Below are 15,536 nucleotides of genomic sequence, written 5' to 3'. Positions count from 1 at the left end.
GCAGGGATCTGGCGTGAGAGTGTAACTTCCACCTCCTACGCTGCGGCATGTCGCTCTCGCGCCGCTACCTCGTTGACCTGGCCACGAGCCGCCGGATCGACCTTGGCAAGGACGATCTGCGCGCCCTCGAGGAGCGTGTGAACGGCATTGTGTCGCACGACACCAGGCTCAAGGCGTACACGGCCATCGGCGTCGCCTCGATAATCGCTGGCGGCTGGGCGCTGGGCCTATCGCTGATGTGGGTGGGCCGCACGGCCGGCCTGCCGCGGCCCGCGTCGATCACGGCCGCCGGGATACTGACACCGCTGCTGCTCATCGGTGGCTGGTTCGTGCTGTTCACCCCGCTGCTCCGTGGAGCGGTCCGCCGCGCATTGCGAGACCTCGGGCACGACGTGTGCGCCTCGTGCGGCTACGTGCTGGAGGGCCTGCCCAGGAAGGTGGGTCAGGCGGTGTGCCCCGAGTGCGGCCGCCGCACGCAACCGCCCCTCGGTGCGACCGCCGCACACAAGAACGATCCTTGATCGCGGGCGTAGGCTTCCGGATCGGAACCGATGCCTCCGAAGGAACCGTGCATGTCGCAATCCCCGCACCTGAAACCTCCCAAAAACGCCCCCGACGCCCACCCCAGCCCGTCGGTCGGCTTGCCCCCCACCGCCGAGGAGTACGGCGACCGGGGCACGTACAAAGGAACTTGGTGGCAGGGCGGCATTCCCTGGGGCCGGGGCGTCGTGATCGTGATCGCGTTCCTCGTGGTCCTGTGGCTGCTGCGCGGTGTCGTGGGCCCGATGCTGTCGCCCGCGACGCCGTGAGCGGCGAGTCGCGGCCTTCGGACTGTCGTCCCGAGCCCCGGAAACGCCCAACCGCGATGGTTGCGGTCGTGGCTGGCTCGGCAAGCGCTGGAAAGATGCTGGGGCATGGCCCATGGGCGAAGTGTTAGGTTCGATGCCTGAGTGACAAGTCCCAGGCGGAGGGGGAGCGCAACGTCTTGCGTCTCCGCTCCCTTGAACGCATGGGAGGCATCGAATGCTTACGAATTCGTTACCGTTGGCTCGGATTCGGGCCGGGTCCGTCACCGCACTGCTCGCCGCTGTGGGCTCCGTTGGGGGCTCGCTCGGGGCTTCCGCTGTGGGCCTGGGCGGCTTGCCCGCACTGGGCGTGCTGGCACTGGGCACCACCGCCCACTGTGCCATGGTCCAATGCGGACCGCTGGACGTGACCCAGTCGATCGATCCGGACACCATCCAGCCTGCGCGGGCGGTGTGGTGCGGCTCGCTCGAAACAAACGCCGAGACGCAGATCGGCCGCGAATTTACCGCGCCCTACGACATGACGATCTCGTGCGTGACCTTTGGCGTGACGAGCAACACCGGGGCGGCGTGGCCATGCCACGTGCGCATCCTGGGTGGGCCGATTACGGCCCCCCACGCCACGCGACCGGTGCTATCCGAAACGACGGTGATGGTGCCCGCCGGGACGACGGGCGAATTCTTCACCGCGACGCTGCCGGCAGCCTTCCTGCCCGCGGGCGCTCCATTCATCGTCGAACTCGACACACCCTCGCGCAGGCCGTCAGATGGCGGCGACGGGGCGCTGCTGTCGCTTGGATTCAACGGGTTGGGGCAGTCGTCGCCGACGTATCTGCGGGCGCCCGCCTGCGGGGCACACGAGTTCATCGACACCGCCGTCGTAGGTTTTCCTAACAGCCATGCGGCGATCTCGGTCGGCGTGATCGATGCGTTTGAGTTGCCGACGCTTGGTGGATTCCCCATCACGCCGATCGGCCCGGTCGTCGTTGGCACGGCGGGCGGTGAGGTGGCCGCGTTTGGCGACGGCGGCCTGTCCATCGCGCTTGGCGACCTGACGATGGGCGCCGACCTCTCATTCCGCGTGATGTCCACTGGCGACGAGACCGATCCGATCGTCGACATCGGCTTCCACGGGGCGACCACGAGCGATCGGCTCGTCTTCCATGCCAACCCGGCCGACCCGGACCAGGCCGTGCTGGACGTGCTCTCGGACAACCCGGCGTTCGATCGCTTCCGCGTACGTGTGTTTCGTGACGGCGTAGAGGTGGGCACACTGGAAGACCAGGCGTCGGGCTCGGTTCGCTTCGCCGACGCGGGCGAAGGGCCGATCTGGGACTTCATCAAGGGGCTCTTTGGCGGTGGCTTCAAGGCCGAGTGCAAGATCCATAAGGAATACTTCGAGAGCGGCGCGCTGAAGAGTTCGACGCAGACGTACGGCGCGTCGTTCGGAACAGCCGTTGTGGTGCCACCGGACGGCGGCGTCCGGTTGATCGGCGACGAGGTCTGGATCGAGCCGATGATGCCAACCCTCGCTGGAGAGCCGCCCCTGGACCTGAGTGTGACCATTAGCGGGCTGGTGGGCGTGGCGGTCGACGTGGACTCGAGCGCACCTGGCGTTGTGATCGGTGAGGCCGAGTCGAAACCGCGCCCCGTCGACGGCGGCGTTGCGACGCAGGTGGGCGTGTCAATTCGTACAAAGAACGCCGATGAGAGTTCGCCGGAGTTGATCGCAGCTCAAATGATCGGTGATGGGGCGCCAGATCTTCGTGTGCTGCCCAGCCTCGATCCAGAGGCTGACAACGGCTTCCACATGGAACTCGGCGGCGTCGTGTCAGCCACAGTCGGCCTCGATGTGCAGGCACCAGACCCGTCGGCCGCGTGCATGACGGTGTGCTCGTTCGAGGTAGGGCCGGTCAGCATCCCGACGGGCAAGACGATCTTCGATCCCTGGCCTATCGAGCCGTCGCTGACAGCCATCGCGCCCGACTTCAGCAGCGTTGGCGATGAGACGTACACGCTCCAGATCTTTGATGATTCGGGCACGATGGTGCACACGGAGTCGGGGCTCCAGGGGATCGCCGGCGGTACGAGTCAGTGGCCGTCGAAGGTCGGCAAGTTGGGCGGCCCCACGCCGTGCTTCACGATCTGCTACCCGACCGACACGCTCATGCGCCTGCCCGACGGCCGCGAGTTCCTTGTACACGAGGTCCGTGCGCTCGCGGAGGGTGCGCCGCCGGCGGGGCCGCTGGCATCGCTGGACTTCACCGTGCAGAACATGTCCGAGCTGGTGCTGTTCGATCCGGAGACGGTGCTGCCGGAGATCAACGAGCCGTGCTACGCCGACCTGGACGGTGATGGGGCGCTGACGCTGTTCGACTTCCTGGCGTTCCAGAACCTGTTCGCGACCGGCGATCCGGTGGCGGACTGCGATAGCGACGGTGCATTGACGCTGTTCGACTTCTTGTGCTTCCAGAACGAATTCGCGGTTGGCTGTCCATAAGCCATGCGGTTGGGCGGACTATTCGCCCCTCGCCTTGCCCCCGCGAAGTGCGGGGGTGAGGCCTTCTCTGCCCGGCACGATCCCGGAGAGCGGCATGAGACCCATGGTCACGTTTGCAACAGCATTCGCGGTGCAGGTGATACTGGCGGCCATCGCGATTGGCGCGATGGTGAGCATCGGCGCCGGCCGGACGAGTTGGCTGCTCATCGGTGTGTTCGTGATCGACTCGATCGCATTGCTCGTGGTCGCCGGGCTTTCGGTCCATCGATGGTACAGCGGCACCCGCCAGTGATCTTCTCAATCGGGTGTCGTCACTTCGTCTTGGCTTCCCTGTGAGCGCCAGTACGCTTCGTTCCCACGGATGTATCGCAGCAGATGGTGGAGGTCGGTGACGCCGATCCAAGAATCTTCGCCAGACGTGTAAAGCGTGGCCCCGTCGGGTCCAATCACGATTGAGAAGACGTGACGCTCGTGGATGGGCAGCGTGGCCAGCTCGACGCCGGCCAACGGATCGGCCACGATGACCGAGCCGCCCGGTCCCACGGCGAAGAGCACAGAGCCCTCGGGATGGAACGCGATGCCATAAGGTCCCCACGGCAGGCCGGTGATGGCCTGCAGTTCGAGACCGTCGGCAGCGCTCCAGATGCGCACGGTGCGGTCGTCTCCTGCGGTTGCGAACATGGTTCCGTCGACCGACCACGCGACGGCGCGAATCGCGATGCCATGCCCGCCGAGTTCGTAGCGCTTGGTTCCCGTTGTCAGGTCGAAGATGCTGGCCATGGCCGCGTCCGGATTGACGACCGCGCACAGCAGCAAGCGGCCGTCGGGGCTGAAGGCGACCATGGGCACGCGATAGGCGTTCACCAGCAGTTCGAGGGCTGGCTGGCCATCGCGCCACACGTGGACGGTGCCGCTGGTCTGGCCCGAGGCGATCGATCGGCCATCAGGCGAGTACCGCGCCGACGAAATCGGCGTGAGCCCGGCGGCGATCTCGCGGATCGGCTCGCCGTCAATGCTCCACTCTCGGATCGCTCCGTCGAAGCTCGCGGTGACGATCCGCTCTCCATTGGGTGAGAACGCCACGGAGGTCACGACGCGATCGTGCGCGTCGACGACCAGCGGTTCGTCCCCAATCCGCGGCAGGATGTGCAGTTTGCCGGCGTCGTCGCCCCAAGCCAGGGCACCACTCATCGAGACATCGACCGATGCGTGGGTGTACGGCGTAGATTCTATCGTCGTCACCCACGGATGCTTCGACGCCGCATACACGGCCACACCGCCGTCCATCATCGCCAGAGCAGCCAGCGGCGGCGTCTCCGCCGAAGCGAGCGCGAATGGCAAGTTTCCGGTGTGGAGGAGCGCCCGCTGCTCCAACCCCGGCACCGCAAACCGCGCCAGCAGCCCGTCGCGCCCGGCCACGATGATGGATCCCTCCCGCTCGTCGAACGCGAGGCGGTCGATGCCCTTGGTGGGCACCTCAGCGTGGCCGACGAGCGTTGGTTCGGGCGATCGTTCGAAGAGGTAGAGGTGGCAGTCGACCGATAGGGCGATGAGGCGGCCGTCCCGGTTGGGCGTGACGTTGCGGATACCGCCGATGACGCTGGCGTCCATCATCTCGCCAATGCCCGGCAACGGCTCGAATCTCCAGTCGGGCGAGCGTCCCGCGAGCAACTGGGGGACCGGCATGGTCCTGGTGCCCGCCAGCACCTCGACTTCGCCGGCAGCACTGGTACGCACCACGTACCCAGAGATCATGGGATCAAGTTGGGCCAGCACCGCGCCACTGCGCGCATCGGCCACGAGGAGGGCTCCCGTCTCGGGGATATTGCCATAGGCGATTACGTTGGCCTCGTCGTCGATCCGCGCGTAGTACGCGGGCTGGCTGCACGCAAACGGCGGGGCGATGGCAACGCGCTCTTTGGCGTCCCACACCTGGGCCTGACCCTCTCCCTGCAGAACGACGAAGCGCCCGTTCGGGCTGGCCGTCGCAGTCTCGGCCCACGGTGTTAGCGCGGACGTGTGCTCGATGAACTGCCCGTCGAGCGACCACGTCGAGCGCGAACCGTCGCCGTGCAGGGCCCAGAGCTCCTGGCGCTCGATGTCGAAGCCGACGCTTGAGCAGAGGCCATCCGTCCGCGCATGCATCATCCTGGGCAGCCGGGCGTAGAACTCGGCCAGCGACCAGATGGAGCGGCGCCGCTCGGGCGTGCCGCTCCAGAGCGCCTCGTCGCCCGTGGTCACGCCAGCCCGCTTGGCCTCGACCCAGAGCAATGTCTCGGCGCGCTTCGGATCGCCGGAGATGGCCATCATGCGGGCTCGCTGCACGGTGCTGTCGGCCAGCGCCGCCTCGGCATCTCGTCGCGAGCGGTCCATGTCGGCGGCCAGCAGGGCGAACCCGACCGCCGCGAGCAGCACCGTTATCGCGACGACCGCCGCCGCCGCGGATATGGCGCGGTTCCGAAGGATGAGCTTGCAGAGCACATACGTCGCGCTATCTCGCCGGGCCGAGATGGGTTGGCCGGCCAGGTAGTCCTCGAGGTCTTCGGCGAGCGCCGAGGCGCTGGCGTACCGACGCTCGGGGTCCTTGGCCAGGCAACGCAGCACGATAGTCTGCAGGTCGGCGGGCAGGCGCGGGACGTGGCGAGAGGGTGGCGTGGGCGGCGTCTCGGCCACGTGCCGCACCACCACCGCCAGCGGACCATCGCACGGATAGGGCGCGGTGCCGGTCCACAATCGGTACAGCACGACGCCCAGCGTGTACACGTCGCCGCGCGCGTCGGTGGTCTCGTGATCGGCGCTCAGCTGCTCGGGCGCGGCGTAGGCGGGCGTGCCGGCGAAGTCCTGGGTCACAAGGGTCTGCGTTGCGCCGGCAGTCGCGATCGTGCGTGCGAGCCCGAAGTCGAGCACCCGCGGCACGCCCTGCGGATCGATGAGGATGTTGCCCGGCTTGATGTCGCGGTGGATGACACCCGCCGTGTGCGCATGCCCCACGCCCCGGGCGACCTGGAGCATGAGCCGCACGATCGCGTCTGCCCTGTCCCTGCCGGTGCCCGCCGCCGGACCGAGCGTCTCGGCGACGAACTGGTCGAGCGGCACGCCCCGGACAAACTCCATCGCGACGTAGCGGCCGCCATCGGCGGCGACGCCCGACTGGAACACCGTCACGATGTTTGGGTGCCGCAGGCCGGCGGCCAGCTCGATCTCGCGCTCGAAGCGGTGGAGCTGCCGGCTGGTGGCGAACGCGCCGGCCAGGAGCATCTTGATGGCCGCGGGCCGGCGCGTGTCGATCTGCACGGCCCGGTACACCACGCCCTGCCCGCCGTGGCCGATCTCCTCGATGATCTGGAAGCCCGGCACGGTGCCCGGTTCGGGGAGCGGTCTGGTCACCGGCGTGCTGGTCGCTCGGGCTGGCGTGCTGTTGAGCGCTTCGGCGAGATCGCCGCCCGCGTGCGCGAGGAAGCGGTTGTTGGCGCGGACGGTCTCGAGCCTCGCGCTGCAGGACGAGCACCGCTCGACGTGACGCAGGAGGCTTCGATCGGCGCGATCGGTCGAATTCCCACCGATCGACGCCAGCCGCTCGAGCTCAGCCTCGCCCGGGCAGGCGCGCACTCAGTCGCCCTCGTCGTAGGCGATGGTCAGCTCGGCCACGATCTCGCGCAGCCGGCCGGTCAGCCGGTTCTTGATGACGTACACCGCGTCGACCGAGATGCGGCACTGGATCGCCACCTCCTCGGCCGGCACGCCGCGGATGGCGAACAGCTCGAAGGCCCGCATGGTCTGGGGCTTCACGCGGCTATTGTCTCGGAGGACGGTTAGCGCCTCGGCGATGGCGGCTCGGTCGCGTTCGCGGTCCCACGCGGCCCGGAGCTCGCGCTCGTCGTCGCACGCAACCCCATCGCCATCGATCTGCGAATCGAACTCGGCCGCCCCACCATGGCGCGCGCTCTTGCGCCGCAGCTGCGAGCCGACGTTGCTAGCGATGCCGATAAGCCACGAGCTTAGCCGGCCCTGCCCGCGCTGGTAGCGACCCTGCGCGTACGCGCGCGAGAACTCGGCGAGGGTCTGCTGCGCCAGTTCGGCCGCATCGTCGCCCGCGAAGCCCAGGCGGTGCGCGAAGGCCGTCAGGATCGGCCGATAGCGGGCGTCGAAGGCCTCCCACGCCGGGGCGTTGGCCCGGTCGCGGAGGTCGTCGAGCAGTTGGGTTGTGGTTTGCGTGCCGAGGCTGACGCGGCTAAGAGGGTCGCGTGCGGCGGTCTTCTCTGCGATGGGATCGCGAGCGGGCATCCCCGATGGTATCCGGCATTGATCTGGTGATTCCCTGACCCGGTCTCGGCGCGGGCGATAGGAGTTGCCATGGCCGATCCCTCTTCAGCCCGCCAGGAGGGCCCACCCCGCCCGGAGGGCCCGCGCCCGGAGCGCGTCGTCGAGGCTCACCCGAGCCCATCGGTCGGCCCGCCCCCCACCGTCGCAGAGTGCGGCGACCGGGGCACATACAACGGGGTCTGCTGGCAGGGCGGCATCTCCTGTCGCCGGGAGGTTGTGATCGTGATCGCGGTCCTCGTAGGCCTGTGGCTTTTGCGTTGTGTTAGGCCGAAGCTGTCGCCCGCGACGCCCTAAGCACCCCGGTGCGGGCCTCTTGGGGCATAGTGGCGGCTCGCGGTGTTGGCGTCTGGGAGGTTGGTACCTCCCGACCGAGCCCCGGGATTGATTTCGGAGGCTTTGCCAGCCCATGATGCCCGCCCATCGGCTTTCGACCGACCTCCATCAATACCCGATGGACGCCGACCAGCTCTTGATGGAGCTCCATGAACTCCTGATGGACGTTCATCAACTTCCGATGAGCCTCAATCAACTTTTGACGCTTGACGATCAACTCTTCCTGAGGGCGTCAGGGCGGTTTTTCTATAGGCCGAGGGGATGGCCCGGGGGTGAGCGGTACCAAGACCCGCTCCGCTAAGCAACTCCGTTGGGACACTTTCGCGGAGGACCCACTCCGTGTCGGGCCGCTCCGTGGTGATCTCCTTCCGAGCCGCGTCGCGTGAGCACGCGGACCACTCCCTCGCGGCGCACTCGCTCCCCCGCACCCAGCGGAGGAACTGTCGGAGTCTTCGCCGGCTAAGTGGGCTTTGGGATACACCAAGCGAAGATCGTAGAACACATACAAGTTGGCACTGGTGGCGAAGCCTGGTGCGGGTAGTGGTCCGTCTGCCGCTCGGCCTGCACGCCCGCGCGGAGGCGGGGTCGGTGGGTGGGGAGCGGAGTGTTGGACGTGGGCTTGAGGGTCATGTGGGCCATCCGAGCAGCAAGAGTCCCCATAATTTGGCACCAACTACCCACGCCCCATGCGTGCCCGACACGCCATATCTTCACATTGAGTACTTCAATTTCAGGTACACTTATGGCTAACATCGGATGCAGCTGGGCGTCGGCCAGGGACGGCCGAGTGAGCAACTACGGTGGCCAGCGTATTGCTTTGCAGCACGAGCAGTTCCGACCGGCGTGCACGCTTCAAGGCCATTTTGCGTAGCCATGATGTGCGAGTGGTCGAAGCAGCGGACCCCGATGTCACGCTCGCGGTCTCGCTTGTCGAACGGCCCGAAGATATTCGTCAGTCCGGGCCCTCAGATCCAGTACCACACCTCATCGTGTGCCAAGATCATGTTGCACCGAAGAGCGCATGGGATTGCATGGATGCGGGCGCACTCGATGTGATCGAAGGATTAGACGAGGAGGCGGCCGCCGCGGCGGTGGTCGAACGGGCCCAACGGCTTTCGGATATCGACTCGCTCGTGGCCTCAGACGCGGTACAACGGACCGTGCTCGGCACCAGCCACGCGTGGGTGGCGTGCCTTCGGCGGCTCGTCGAGATTGCGCGGTTCAGCAGCGCGAATGTTCTGATTACCGGAGAAAGCGGCACCGGCAAGGAACTCGCCGCGCGGCTCATCCATGCGCTTGACGGCCGAGACAAGCGTGGCTCGTTCGTCGTGCTCGATTGCGGCACCGTGTCGCCCGAGCTCGCCGGCAGCGAACTGTTTGGCCACGTCCGCGGAGCCTACACGGGGGCGATCGCCGAGCGCGAGGGCGCCGTCGCGCTCGCCCACGGCGGCACGCTGTTCCTGGACGAGTTCGGCGAGCTGCCCATGTCGATCCAGGCCCAGTTGCTCCGTTCGCTCGAGGACGGGGCGTACAAGCCCGTTGGCGCCGTGCAGTGGAAGCGGGCGAACTTCCGGCTCGTCTGCGCGACCAACCGCGATCTGGATGAGGACGTCGGGCAGGGACGATTCCGCCTGGACCTGTATCACCGGGCCATCGGCTGGCACGTCCAACTGCCCAGCCTGCGTGAACGCACCGAGGACATCCCCCTGCTGGCACGCCACTTCGCCGCGATGGTCTCGGGCGGCTCTGCCCCCATCGAGATGTGCCCGGCGGTCGATCGATACCTCATGCAACGCGCGTATCCGGGCAACCTCCGCGAGCTGCGCCAGCTCATGGTCCGCGTCATGACGCGGCACGGCGGGGCTGGGCCGATCACGCCGGGGGACATTCCTCCAGAGGATCGATCAAGTACGAGCCAAGCCGGCTGGCCCGACGAGCAATTCAAGGACTCCGTTCGCCGCGGCCTGGCCCAGGGCCACGGCATGAAGGCGATCGGGCGAGACGCGGAGGCGTTGGCCCTCCGCGTTGCGCTCGAGGACGCCGATGGGAACTCTCGGCGTGCGGCGGAGGTGCTGGGGGTGAGCGAGCGGGCGGTGCAGATGAGGAAGGCCACCTCCGACTAGCGTCTGATTTTCTCAACACGCTTGTACGATTCACCAGAATACCGCTCGTATTTCTGCCTCCAAAGGCGCTGGATCTGCTCCACCATGCCTTTGTACTTTGCTACAGCATCGATTTCTGCGAGTTGATCTGGCGCAGCAATAATCAGTGCAAGGATTGGATCACTTCGGAAGTTACCGGTTGCCATCCTGATGGCATTGTCCTCCCATGCATCTTTGCTCATGCTGTTCGTGCCGCCATGTGTCGCAGATTGATTCCAAGCTCGTATCCCGATTTTCTCCGACTCTTTCATAAAACGCTTCACTTGGCGTTCCTTGTCCTTCAGATCCGCATCGGCTGACAAGTATTGCCCTGCATAGATTGCAGCACCCGTTGAAATGTTTCCGCCTGACCGAGTATAATGAGCGACCAGCCTTTCAATGCGCTCCGCGATTACGCCCATTCGCACATATCGCAGACTCATAAGCCGGTGATTCTCACGCTCAACATGCCTAAGGCTTGACGTTGTCTTAACTTTACCTGCCCAACTTCGGAGTTGCTGATCCGCATACTTTACAAACGAGGGCTCGGAAGTCTCCGAGTCCTGATTCTCCATTGCGCTGTCGTACTCTGACTCCATGCTCTGCATGTCTTCGAATCCATGTTTCCAAGGATTATTGCGTGCCCTCTTGGTGGGACTGCTGGACTTGCTTGCCTGCCGCTTCTTTCCAGATGCTTTGCGTTTGTTCTTCTTACCAAAGCCTAGAAAGGCCTCTTCTTCATAGTTCACCAACGCCTGCTGACGCGGAATGACCAGCTCGAACACTTCCTCTTCATTTGCCAGAGGTTGATCGCCAATACCGTTGGAAGGCGCACAAGTACAAGTCATGTTTTACTCCTTGCTGTCCACTTGGGCTTAAGCCCGGGGTTTCCAATCTAGCTGCGAGTTGACGACAGCAGCTCCTGCGGCGGCGTCACGATCCGCCGCAGCGTCGCCGGGTCCGCCTTCGTGTCCGACAGGTCCACGCCCGTGACAACGCGATACGAGTGCACGTACGCCTGGATCTCCTCGCGCCAGTAGTTCGCCCAGTTCGCGGCGCTCGCGGCGCTGGAGGTCGCGCTCCAGTCGCCGAAGCGGATCGAGAGCAGGAGGCGCTCGCCGAAGGTCGCCAGCTCGTAGAAGTAGCGGAACGAGGTGTCGCCCCAGCCCTGGAGCTTGCGCATCGTGTCGACGCGGCCCATGAAGGCGGCGGGGTAGGGCACCATCACGCGGCCGCGCAGGAACTCGCGCATCTCTTCGCGTCCCAATATCCACTGCTCCACGAGCATTTCGATGCGCGACTGGTGGGGCAGGTCGCCGAACTGGTTGCCGGCGCCCTCGGCCAGCAGCAGGTGGACCTCCTTCAAGCTGTTGAGCATCGGGAAGGTATCGGGGATGACCTGCGTGTCCTCGGCGGCCTTGTAGTACGCCAGGGCCATGCGGAGCAGGTTGTGGAAGCCGGCGATAAACTTCGAGCGGCTGTCGGCGGTGCACATCCGGGGGATGGCCTTGCCACGCAAACTCATGCCATAATGGTGGTCGTACTCGTACACGCGGCGGAGCACGCTGAGCTGGTTGCTCTCGTCCTGCACGTAGCCCCACAGGATGTTGCCCAGGGGGCGCAGCGGATCGATGTCCAGGTCGGCCAGCGGGTCGTTCGCGTCGCACGCCCGGCGGTTCTGGAACCGCCGCGTGATGGCCTTCATGGTCTGAATCTGGCCACCGGCCTCGTGCCAGTAGTTCCAGATGAGCTCGATCATGAGGGGGCAATGCACGCGGCGTGCGAGCAGCGGCGCGCACAAGGCGTTGCCGCCGTCATCGATGCTGAGGTTGAGTGCGTTCACGATGCGATCGAGGTAGGGCAGGATGGCGTGCGTATCCGTAAGATACTTCTCGAGCAACTCCTGGACAGCCTTGAGATCGAGGCTCTCGTGGTTGGCCATGCGCGTCGCCTCACTGTCTTCGTTATGGAGCGGCCCCGATGCTCCTAGGTTGGCGGCATCGGCGCACGGATTCTCGGCGCACGGTGCCGCTGGCACGTAGACCGTCCCGCCCGGGGTCGTGTCTTCCGAGCGGGCATACGTGCTCGTAGCGCCACCCTCATGGATGTACATGCCGGTATTCAGCAACAAAAACACTTCGGTGGCGGCCTTGAGCGTCTGATACGCCTTCGTGCCATGGCCGATGTTCTTGAGTTCGTCCTTCTGATTCAACAGGCCATCGTCGCCCCGTGCGATCGACGAGCATGTCGTCGTTGGCTCCTGTTCATCGCAGAACACCGCCTGCAGGAACGCCGCGTACCGGTCGAACGAGATTGCTTCACTGCGGTTGCGGATGGCACTCCAGAGCCCTTGGTCGTCGGTCGTTGGCGGCAATGTTTGAGACTGGGTCACGTTCAGTTGTGTCATGATAGGACTCCTTCGATCTACGCCGCGGGGGCAGCGCAGGTGTTCACTTCGTTGCGGGTGCGCGTCAGCGCCCAGTGTGTCAGCAGCCTCTCGAGGATGCGAGTCTCTTGCGCAGCGCTAAGCTGCTTGTCGAACTTCGCCTGGCCGAGCACCGCGAGGGCACGGCAGGGCGATCGGTCGTCCAGCCTTGCGCTGCCTCTTCGCATCTCGACAATGGTTCTTCGCAGCCGTTCGGGGCCCTTGCACGGGCAGGCGAGAACGAGCCGAAGGCTGCGTCCGCCGAGCTTGGGTGGGCGGTGCTCGGCGATGAGCCGGGCGAGCGCTGGCATGGTTGCCGACAGATCGGCAATGATGCGGCGGCTGCGTCCATCCAGCCCTTCGAGCGGGTACAGCCGCTGCCAGACGCCATCGAGGTGGCGCCATTGCGGATGCGGGTAGAGTTCCTGGGCCATCGCGCACGCCAGCCGGACGCGGATGTAGGGGAACGGATGCGGATCGTCCACGCCGATGCGGAAGACGAAGGCCCGCGGCAGGCTGACCACGGACATCACGCCGAGCACCGACGCGGGGCCCACCCGCGCGACCGACCAGAAGTCCGCCAGGATCTCGCTGATCCAGGTCCGCCACAGGGACCACACCTGCGGGCGATGGGCCTCGAAGCCCGCGATGGTCGGGCGGATCGAGGGGACGAGGTCGAGCAGGGCCATGCCCTGGTGGCCGACCTCGTGGATGAGCGAGGAAGACACCCCGCTGCCGATCATGCGCTCTCGCGGGATGCGCACGAGCGCGACCGGGTTGAACTCGCCGCCGGGCAGCCGGGTGCGGGCCCGGCGGATCGCGGCGCCGCCCCCTCGATCGAGATAGCAGACCACCGGCGGCGATGCCACGCCCTCGATGCCCAGGCCATCCTCGGCGGCGGCCTCGAGACCGGCCAGCCAGATGCCCACGCGGTGCTCGCTTCGTTGCGTCAAGACGTCCGCGTACAGATCGAATCGTGAGAGCATCGTTCCCGTGCGCAGTCGGATAAAGGTCAGGCGCCGCTGGGCCTCGGCGTCGTCCGCGCGTGGCTCCTGTTGCAGCCAGTTGCAGTACTCCGCGAGACGGTCCAGAACGTCACGCCGCCCGTGTTCGATGAAGTCGTCGATGAGCTGGCGGGCCGGGGCCGAGATGCTCGCCGCGGGGAGGGCAGCCATGTGCAGATCGAACGGCATCAGGTTGCGAACCCGCTCGTGGAGCGTGGCGGCTTCCTGCAGGAGGTGGGCTCGGACTGGTGGGGACAGTGGCACGCGAAGGCTCCCCTATTCACAGACCTAAGAGGACGATGCGGCCGTTTCGGCGCACCCAGCGGCCGGACTGGCCATCACCGGTGTTCGCGGCCTGGCCTTGGGATCGACGCCGACGGCGCCCGCCCCCCGCCCCCCGACCCATCGAGCCAGGACGCGGCATGACGCCCGGGGCGTGCTTGCCGGCGGCACGGATCATGCCCACCTTGGCCGCCGTCTCGTCGTCGACCGCCTCGTCGATGTCGTCGGCCTCGGCGGCCGCTTCGGCCCCGAGTCGCACGATGCGTCGGGCGACTTCGAATTCCTGGTCCTCGGGGCTCAGGCCCTCCAGCTCGAGGCCGAAGGCCTTCCCGGCGCCGCTGGCCAGCGCGGCGCCGGCTGCCGTGCCGACCACCGGAATCGCCGATCCGATGGCGCCGCCGACGATTGGCAGCGCCTTCTTGGCGATGCCCTTTAACGCCTTGCCCAGGAAGCCACGCCGCCGGCGGCCGCGTCGGCGCCGCCTTCTGCGCCGTCGGCGTCGACGCTCGTCGTCCTCGCCATCGTCCATGTCGAGATCGTCGAACTCGTCGTCATCCGCATCGATGGCAAGCCTCGGTGGACGACGCCGGTGGGTTCGCGCGTGGACGATCCGGTGCATGGTGCGCTCGAGCTGCTCGTCGTCGGTCGCGGCGAGGAGCTCGGACGCCAGCTCCATCTCCATGTCTTCGTCCAGCGGAAGGTCGTCGTCGTCCACCGAGGCCGGATCGGACCCATTCTCGTCATACGAATCATCAAACTCGTCCGCCATTTCGAGGTCGTCGTCATCGTCCTCGTCATACAAATCACTATCATCAGCGCTCTCGCGAGAAGCGTGATCAAATATCTGGTCATCGTCGAGGTCGTCCGCCTCGAACTCATCCTCGAACGGATCGCGAGCATCGAATCCCGTGTCGTCTTCAAATTCCGCCTGGATGCGATCAAGGTCGTGCATAGCTGTCTCCTGCGTGTGCTTGAGGAACGACGATGCAAGGAGCGTGCCAACGCCCGTACCCTCTCTTGGGCTGTGAGAATGAGGGCGTACGAAGCGAGATTCGCTTTCGGCAGGTTGATGCGCAAGGTTGTTCGCGGGCGGAACGCAGATCACCCCACAATTGGCCTGCGGCAAGTAGCATGTGTAGCAGACAGGTCGACGGAGATGGCCTGCTACCAGATCCGGCTCAAGCCGCGCGGGCAGCCGCGATCCGGGTCCAGGGCTCATTGGAGGGCCATAGGCCGCCGCGTTAGCTCGCTTGGAACCTCCGCCTACACTGCGGTCCATGCGTTCCCGGCTCATGCACATGATGGCGGTGGCTCTGCTGGCGATGGTCGCAGGAGCCATGCTGGGTGCGCCGGCCGCGTCGAGGGCGATGCTTGTCGGGCACGGCCACGGCCCGGCAGCCCATGGTCACGGGCACGTGCATGGGCACGCCCATCACGCGGATGATGGATCCGCGCCGCGGAACGAATTGGTGCCAGCGGAGCCCAACGACGCTTCGCATTGCTGCTGCCATCACCACCATCACGAGCCTTCGGTTGATTCCGACACCCTGCGTGGCCGTGATCGCGAGCGATTGCCATCGCCGCAGCCGATCGCGATTGCCGACTGTGCGCCTCGATGGGCGCATTGGGCCCGTGCCTTCGAGCGGGTGCGGCCACATGCCCGCGGGCGACCGCCGGACCACATCGTCCACCTCCGAACCGTCGTGCTGCTGACCTAGATCC

At 66.1% G+C, this 15,536-nt stretch carries 12 protein-coding genes; 6 read left to right on the top strand and 6 right to left on the bottom strand.

Annotated features, from left to right (window positions below):
- Positions 1 to 47 precede the first annotated feature (47 nt).
- The 4 genes from NCW75_04895 (at position 48) to NCW75_04880 (ending at position 3,598) form a co-directional block, all read left to right on the top strand.
- Entirely contained in the window at positions 48 to 521 is a 474-nt protein-coding gene (locus NCW75_04895) for a hypothetical protein (GenBank protein UYV13622.1), read from the top strand.
- A gap of 51 nt (positions 522 to 572) precedes the next feature.
- Positions 573 to 809, top strand: coding sequence for a hypothetical protein (locus tag NCW75_04890; protein UYV13621.1), 237 nt, complete (start codon positions 573 to 575; stop codon positions 807 to 809).
- 214 nt (positions 810 to 1,023) lie between these two features.
- Positions 1,024 to 3,306, top strand: coding sequence for a hypothetical protein (locus NCW75_04885; protein ID UYV13620.1), 2,283 nt, complete (start codon positions 1,024 to 1,026; stop codon positions 3,304 to 3,306).
- A 94-nt stretch (positions 3,307 to 3,400) separates the two neighbouring features.
- Positions 3,401 to 3,598 carry a hypothetical protein gene (locus NCW75_04880; GenBank protein ID UYV13619.1) on the top strand — a complete coding sequence of 66 codons (198 nt, stop codon included), beginning with the start codon at positions 3,401 to 3,403 and terminating at the stop codon, positions 3,596 to 3,598.
- A gap of 5 nt (positions 3,599 to 3,603) precedes the next feature.
- Here NCW75_04880 and NCW75_04875 read toward each other — a convergent pair whose 3' ends face one another.
- The gene (locus tag NCW75_04875) at positions 3,604 to 6,915 is read right to left on the bottom strand and encodes a protein kinase (GenBank protein ID UYV13618.1); all 3,312 of its coding nucleotides are present in this window, start codon (positions 6,913 to 6,915) and stop codon (positions 3,604 to 3,606) included.
- Positions 6,916 to 7,590: a sigma-70 family RNA polymerase sigma factor gene (locus NCW75_04870; GenBank protein UYV13617.1), complete on the bottom strand. Its 675-nt coding sequence runs from the start codon at positions 7,588 to 7,590 to the stop codon at positions 6,916 to 6,918.
- A 1,424-nt stretch (positions 7,591 to 9,014) separates the two neighbouring features.
- On the opposite strand from NCW75_04870, the gene NCW75_04865 reads away from it, so the two are divergent.
- The gene (locus NCW75_04865; GenBank protein UYV13616.1) at positions 9,015 to 10,085 is read left to right on the top strand and encodes a sigma 54-interacting transcriptional regulator; all 1,071 of its coding nucleotides are present in this window, start codon (positions 9,015 to 9,017) and stop codon (positions 10,083 to 10,085) included.
- On the opposite strand, the gene NCW75_04860 is transcribed toward NCW75_04865, so the two are convergent.
- Genes NCW75_04860 through NCW75_04845 form a run of 4 tightly spaced genes read right to left on the bottom strand, consistent with a single transcriptional unit; the run spans position 10,082 to position 14,766 of the window.
- Positions 10,082 to 10,951 (bottom strand): hypothetical protein, encoded by an 870-nt coding sequence (locus NCW75_04860; protein ID UYV13615.1) that lies wholly within the window; start codon positions 10,949 to 10,951, stop codon positions 10,082 to 10,084. The genes NCW75_04865 and NCW75_04860 overlap by 4 nt on opposite strands.
- A 47-nt stretch (positions 10,952 to 10,998) precedes the next feature.
- Positions 10,999 to 12,510 (bottom strand): hypothetical protein, encoded by a 1,512-nt coding sequence (locus NCW75_04855; GenBank protein ID UYV13614.1) that lies wholly within the window; start codon positions 12,508 to 12,510, stop codon positions 10,999 to 11,001.
- A 17-nt stretch (positions 12,511 to 12,527) separates the two neighbouring features.
- On the bottom strand, positions 12,528 to 13,796 hold the full coding sequence (locus NCW75_04850) for a hypothetical protein (protein UYV13613.1): 1,269 nt from the start codon (positions 13,794 to 13,796) through the stop codon (positions 12,528 to 12,530).
- Between the two features lie 16 nt (positions 13,797 to 13,812).
- Positions 13,813 to 14,766: a hypothetical protein gene (locus NCW75_04845; GenBank protein UYV13612.1), complete on the bottom strand. Its 954-nt coding sequence runs from the start codon at positions 14,764 to 14,766 to the stop codon at positions 13,813 to 13,815.
- A 325-nt stretch (positions 14,767 to 15,091) separates the two neighbouring features.
- Between NCW75_04845 and NCW75_04840 the strand changes: the two genes are divergently transcribed.
- A complete protein-coding gene (locus NCW75_04840; GenBank protein ID UYV13611.1) occupies positions 15,092 to 15,532 on the top strand; it encodes a hypothetical protein in 441 nt (146 codons plus the stop codon).
- The last annotated feature ends 4 nt before the right edge of the window (positions 15,533 to 15,536 follow it).

It is taken from the genome of Phycisphaera sp., from assembly GCA_025916675.1.
GTDB lineage: Bacteria > Planctomycetota > Phycisphaerae > Phycisphaerales > UBA1924 > JAHCJI01.
This window is presented reverse-complemented; position numbering and strand designations above follow the sequence as displayed.

Coding starts and splice junctions, on each gene's coding strand:
- NCW75_04895 (UYV13622.1), top strand. CDS start 48: ATGTCGCTCTCGCGCCGCTACCTCGTTGACCTGGCCACGAGCCGCCGG.
- NCW75_04890 (UYV13621.1), top strand. CDS start 573: ATGTCGCAATCCCCGCACCTGAAACCTCCCAAAAACGCCCCCGACGCC.
- NCW75_04885 (UYV13620.1), top strand. CDS start 1,024: ATGCTTACGAATTCGTTACCGTTGGCTCGGATTCGGGCCGGGTCCGTC.
- NCW75_04880 (UYV13619.1), top strand. CDS start 3,401: ATGAGACCCATGGTCACGTTTGCAACAGCATTCGCGGTGCAGGTGATA.
- NCW75_04870 (UYV13617.1), bottom strand. CDS start 7,590: ATGCCCGCTCGCGATCCCATCGCAGAGAAGACCGCCGCACGCGACCCT.
- NCW75_04860 (UYV13615.1), bottom strand. CDS start 10,951: ATGACTTGTACTTGTGCGCCTTCCAACGGTATTGGCGATCAACCTCTG.
- NCW75_04855 (UYV13614.1), bottom strand. CDS start 12,510: ATGACACAACTGAACGTGACCCAGTCTCAAACATTGCCGCCAACGACC.
- NCW75_04845 (UYV13612.1), bottom strand. CDS start 14,766: ATGCACGACCTTGATCGCATCCAGGCGGAATTTGAAGACGACACGGGA.
- NCW75_04840 (UYV13611.1), top strand. CDS start 15,092: ATGCGTTCCCGGCTCATGCACATGATGGCGGTGGCTCTGCTGGCGATG.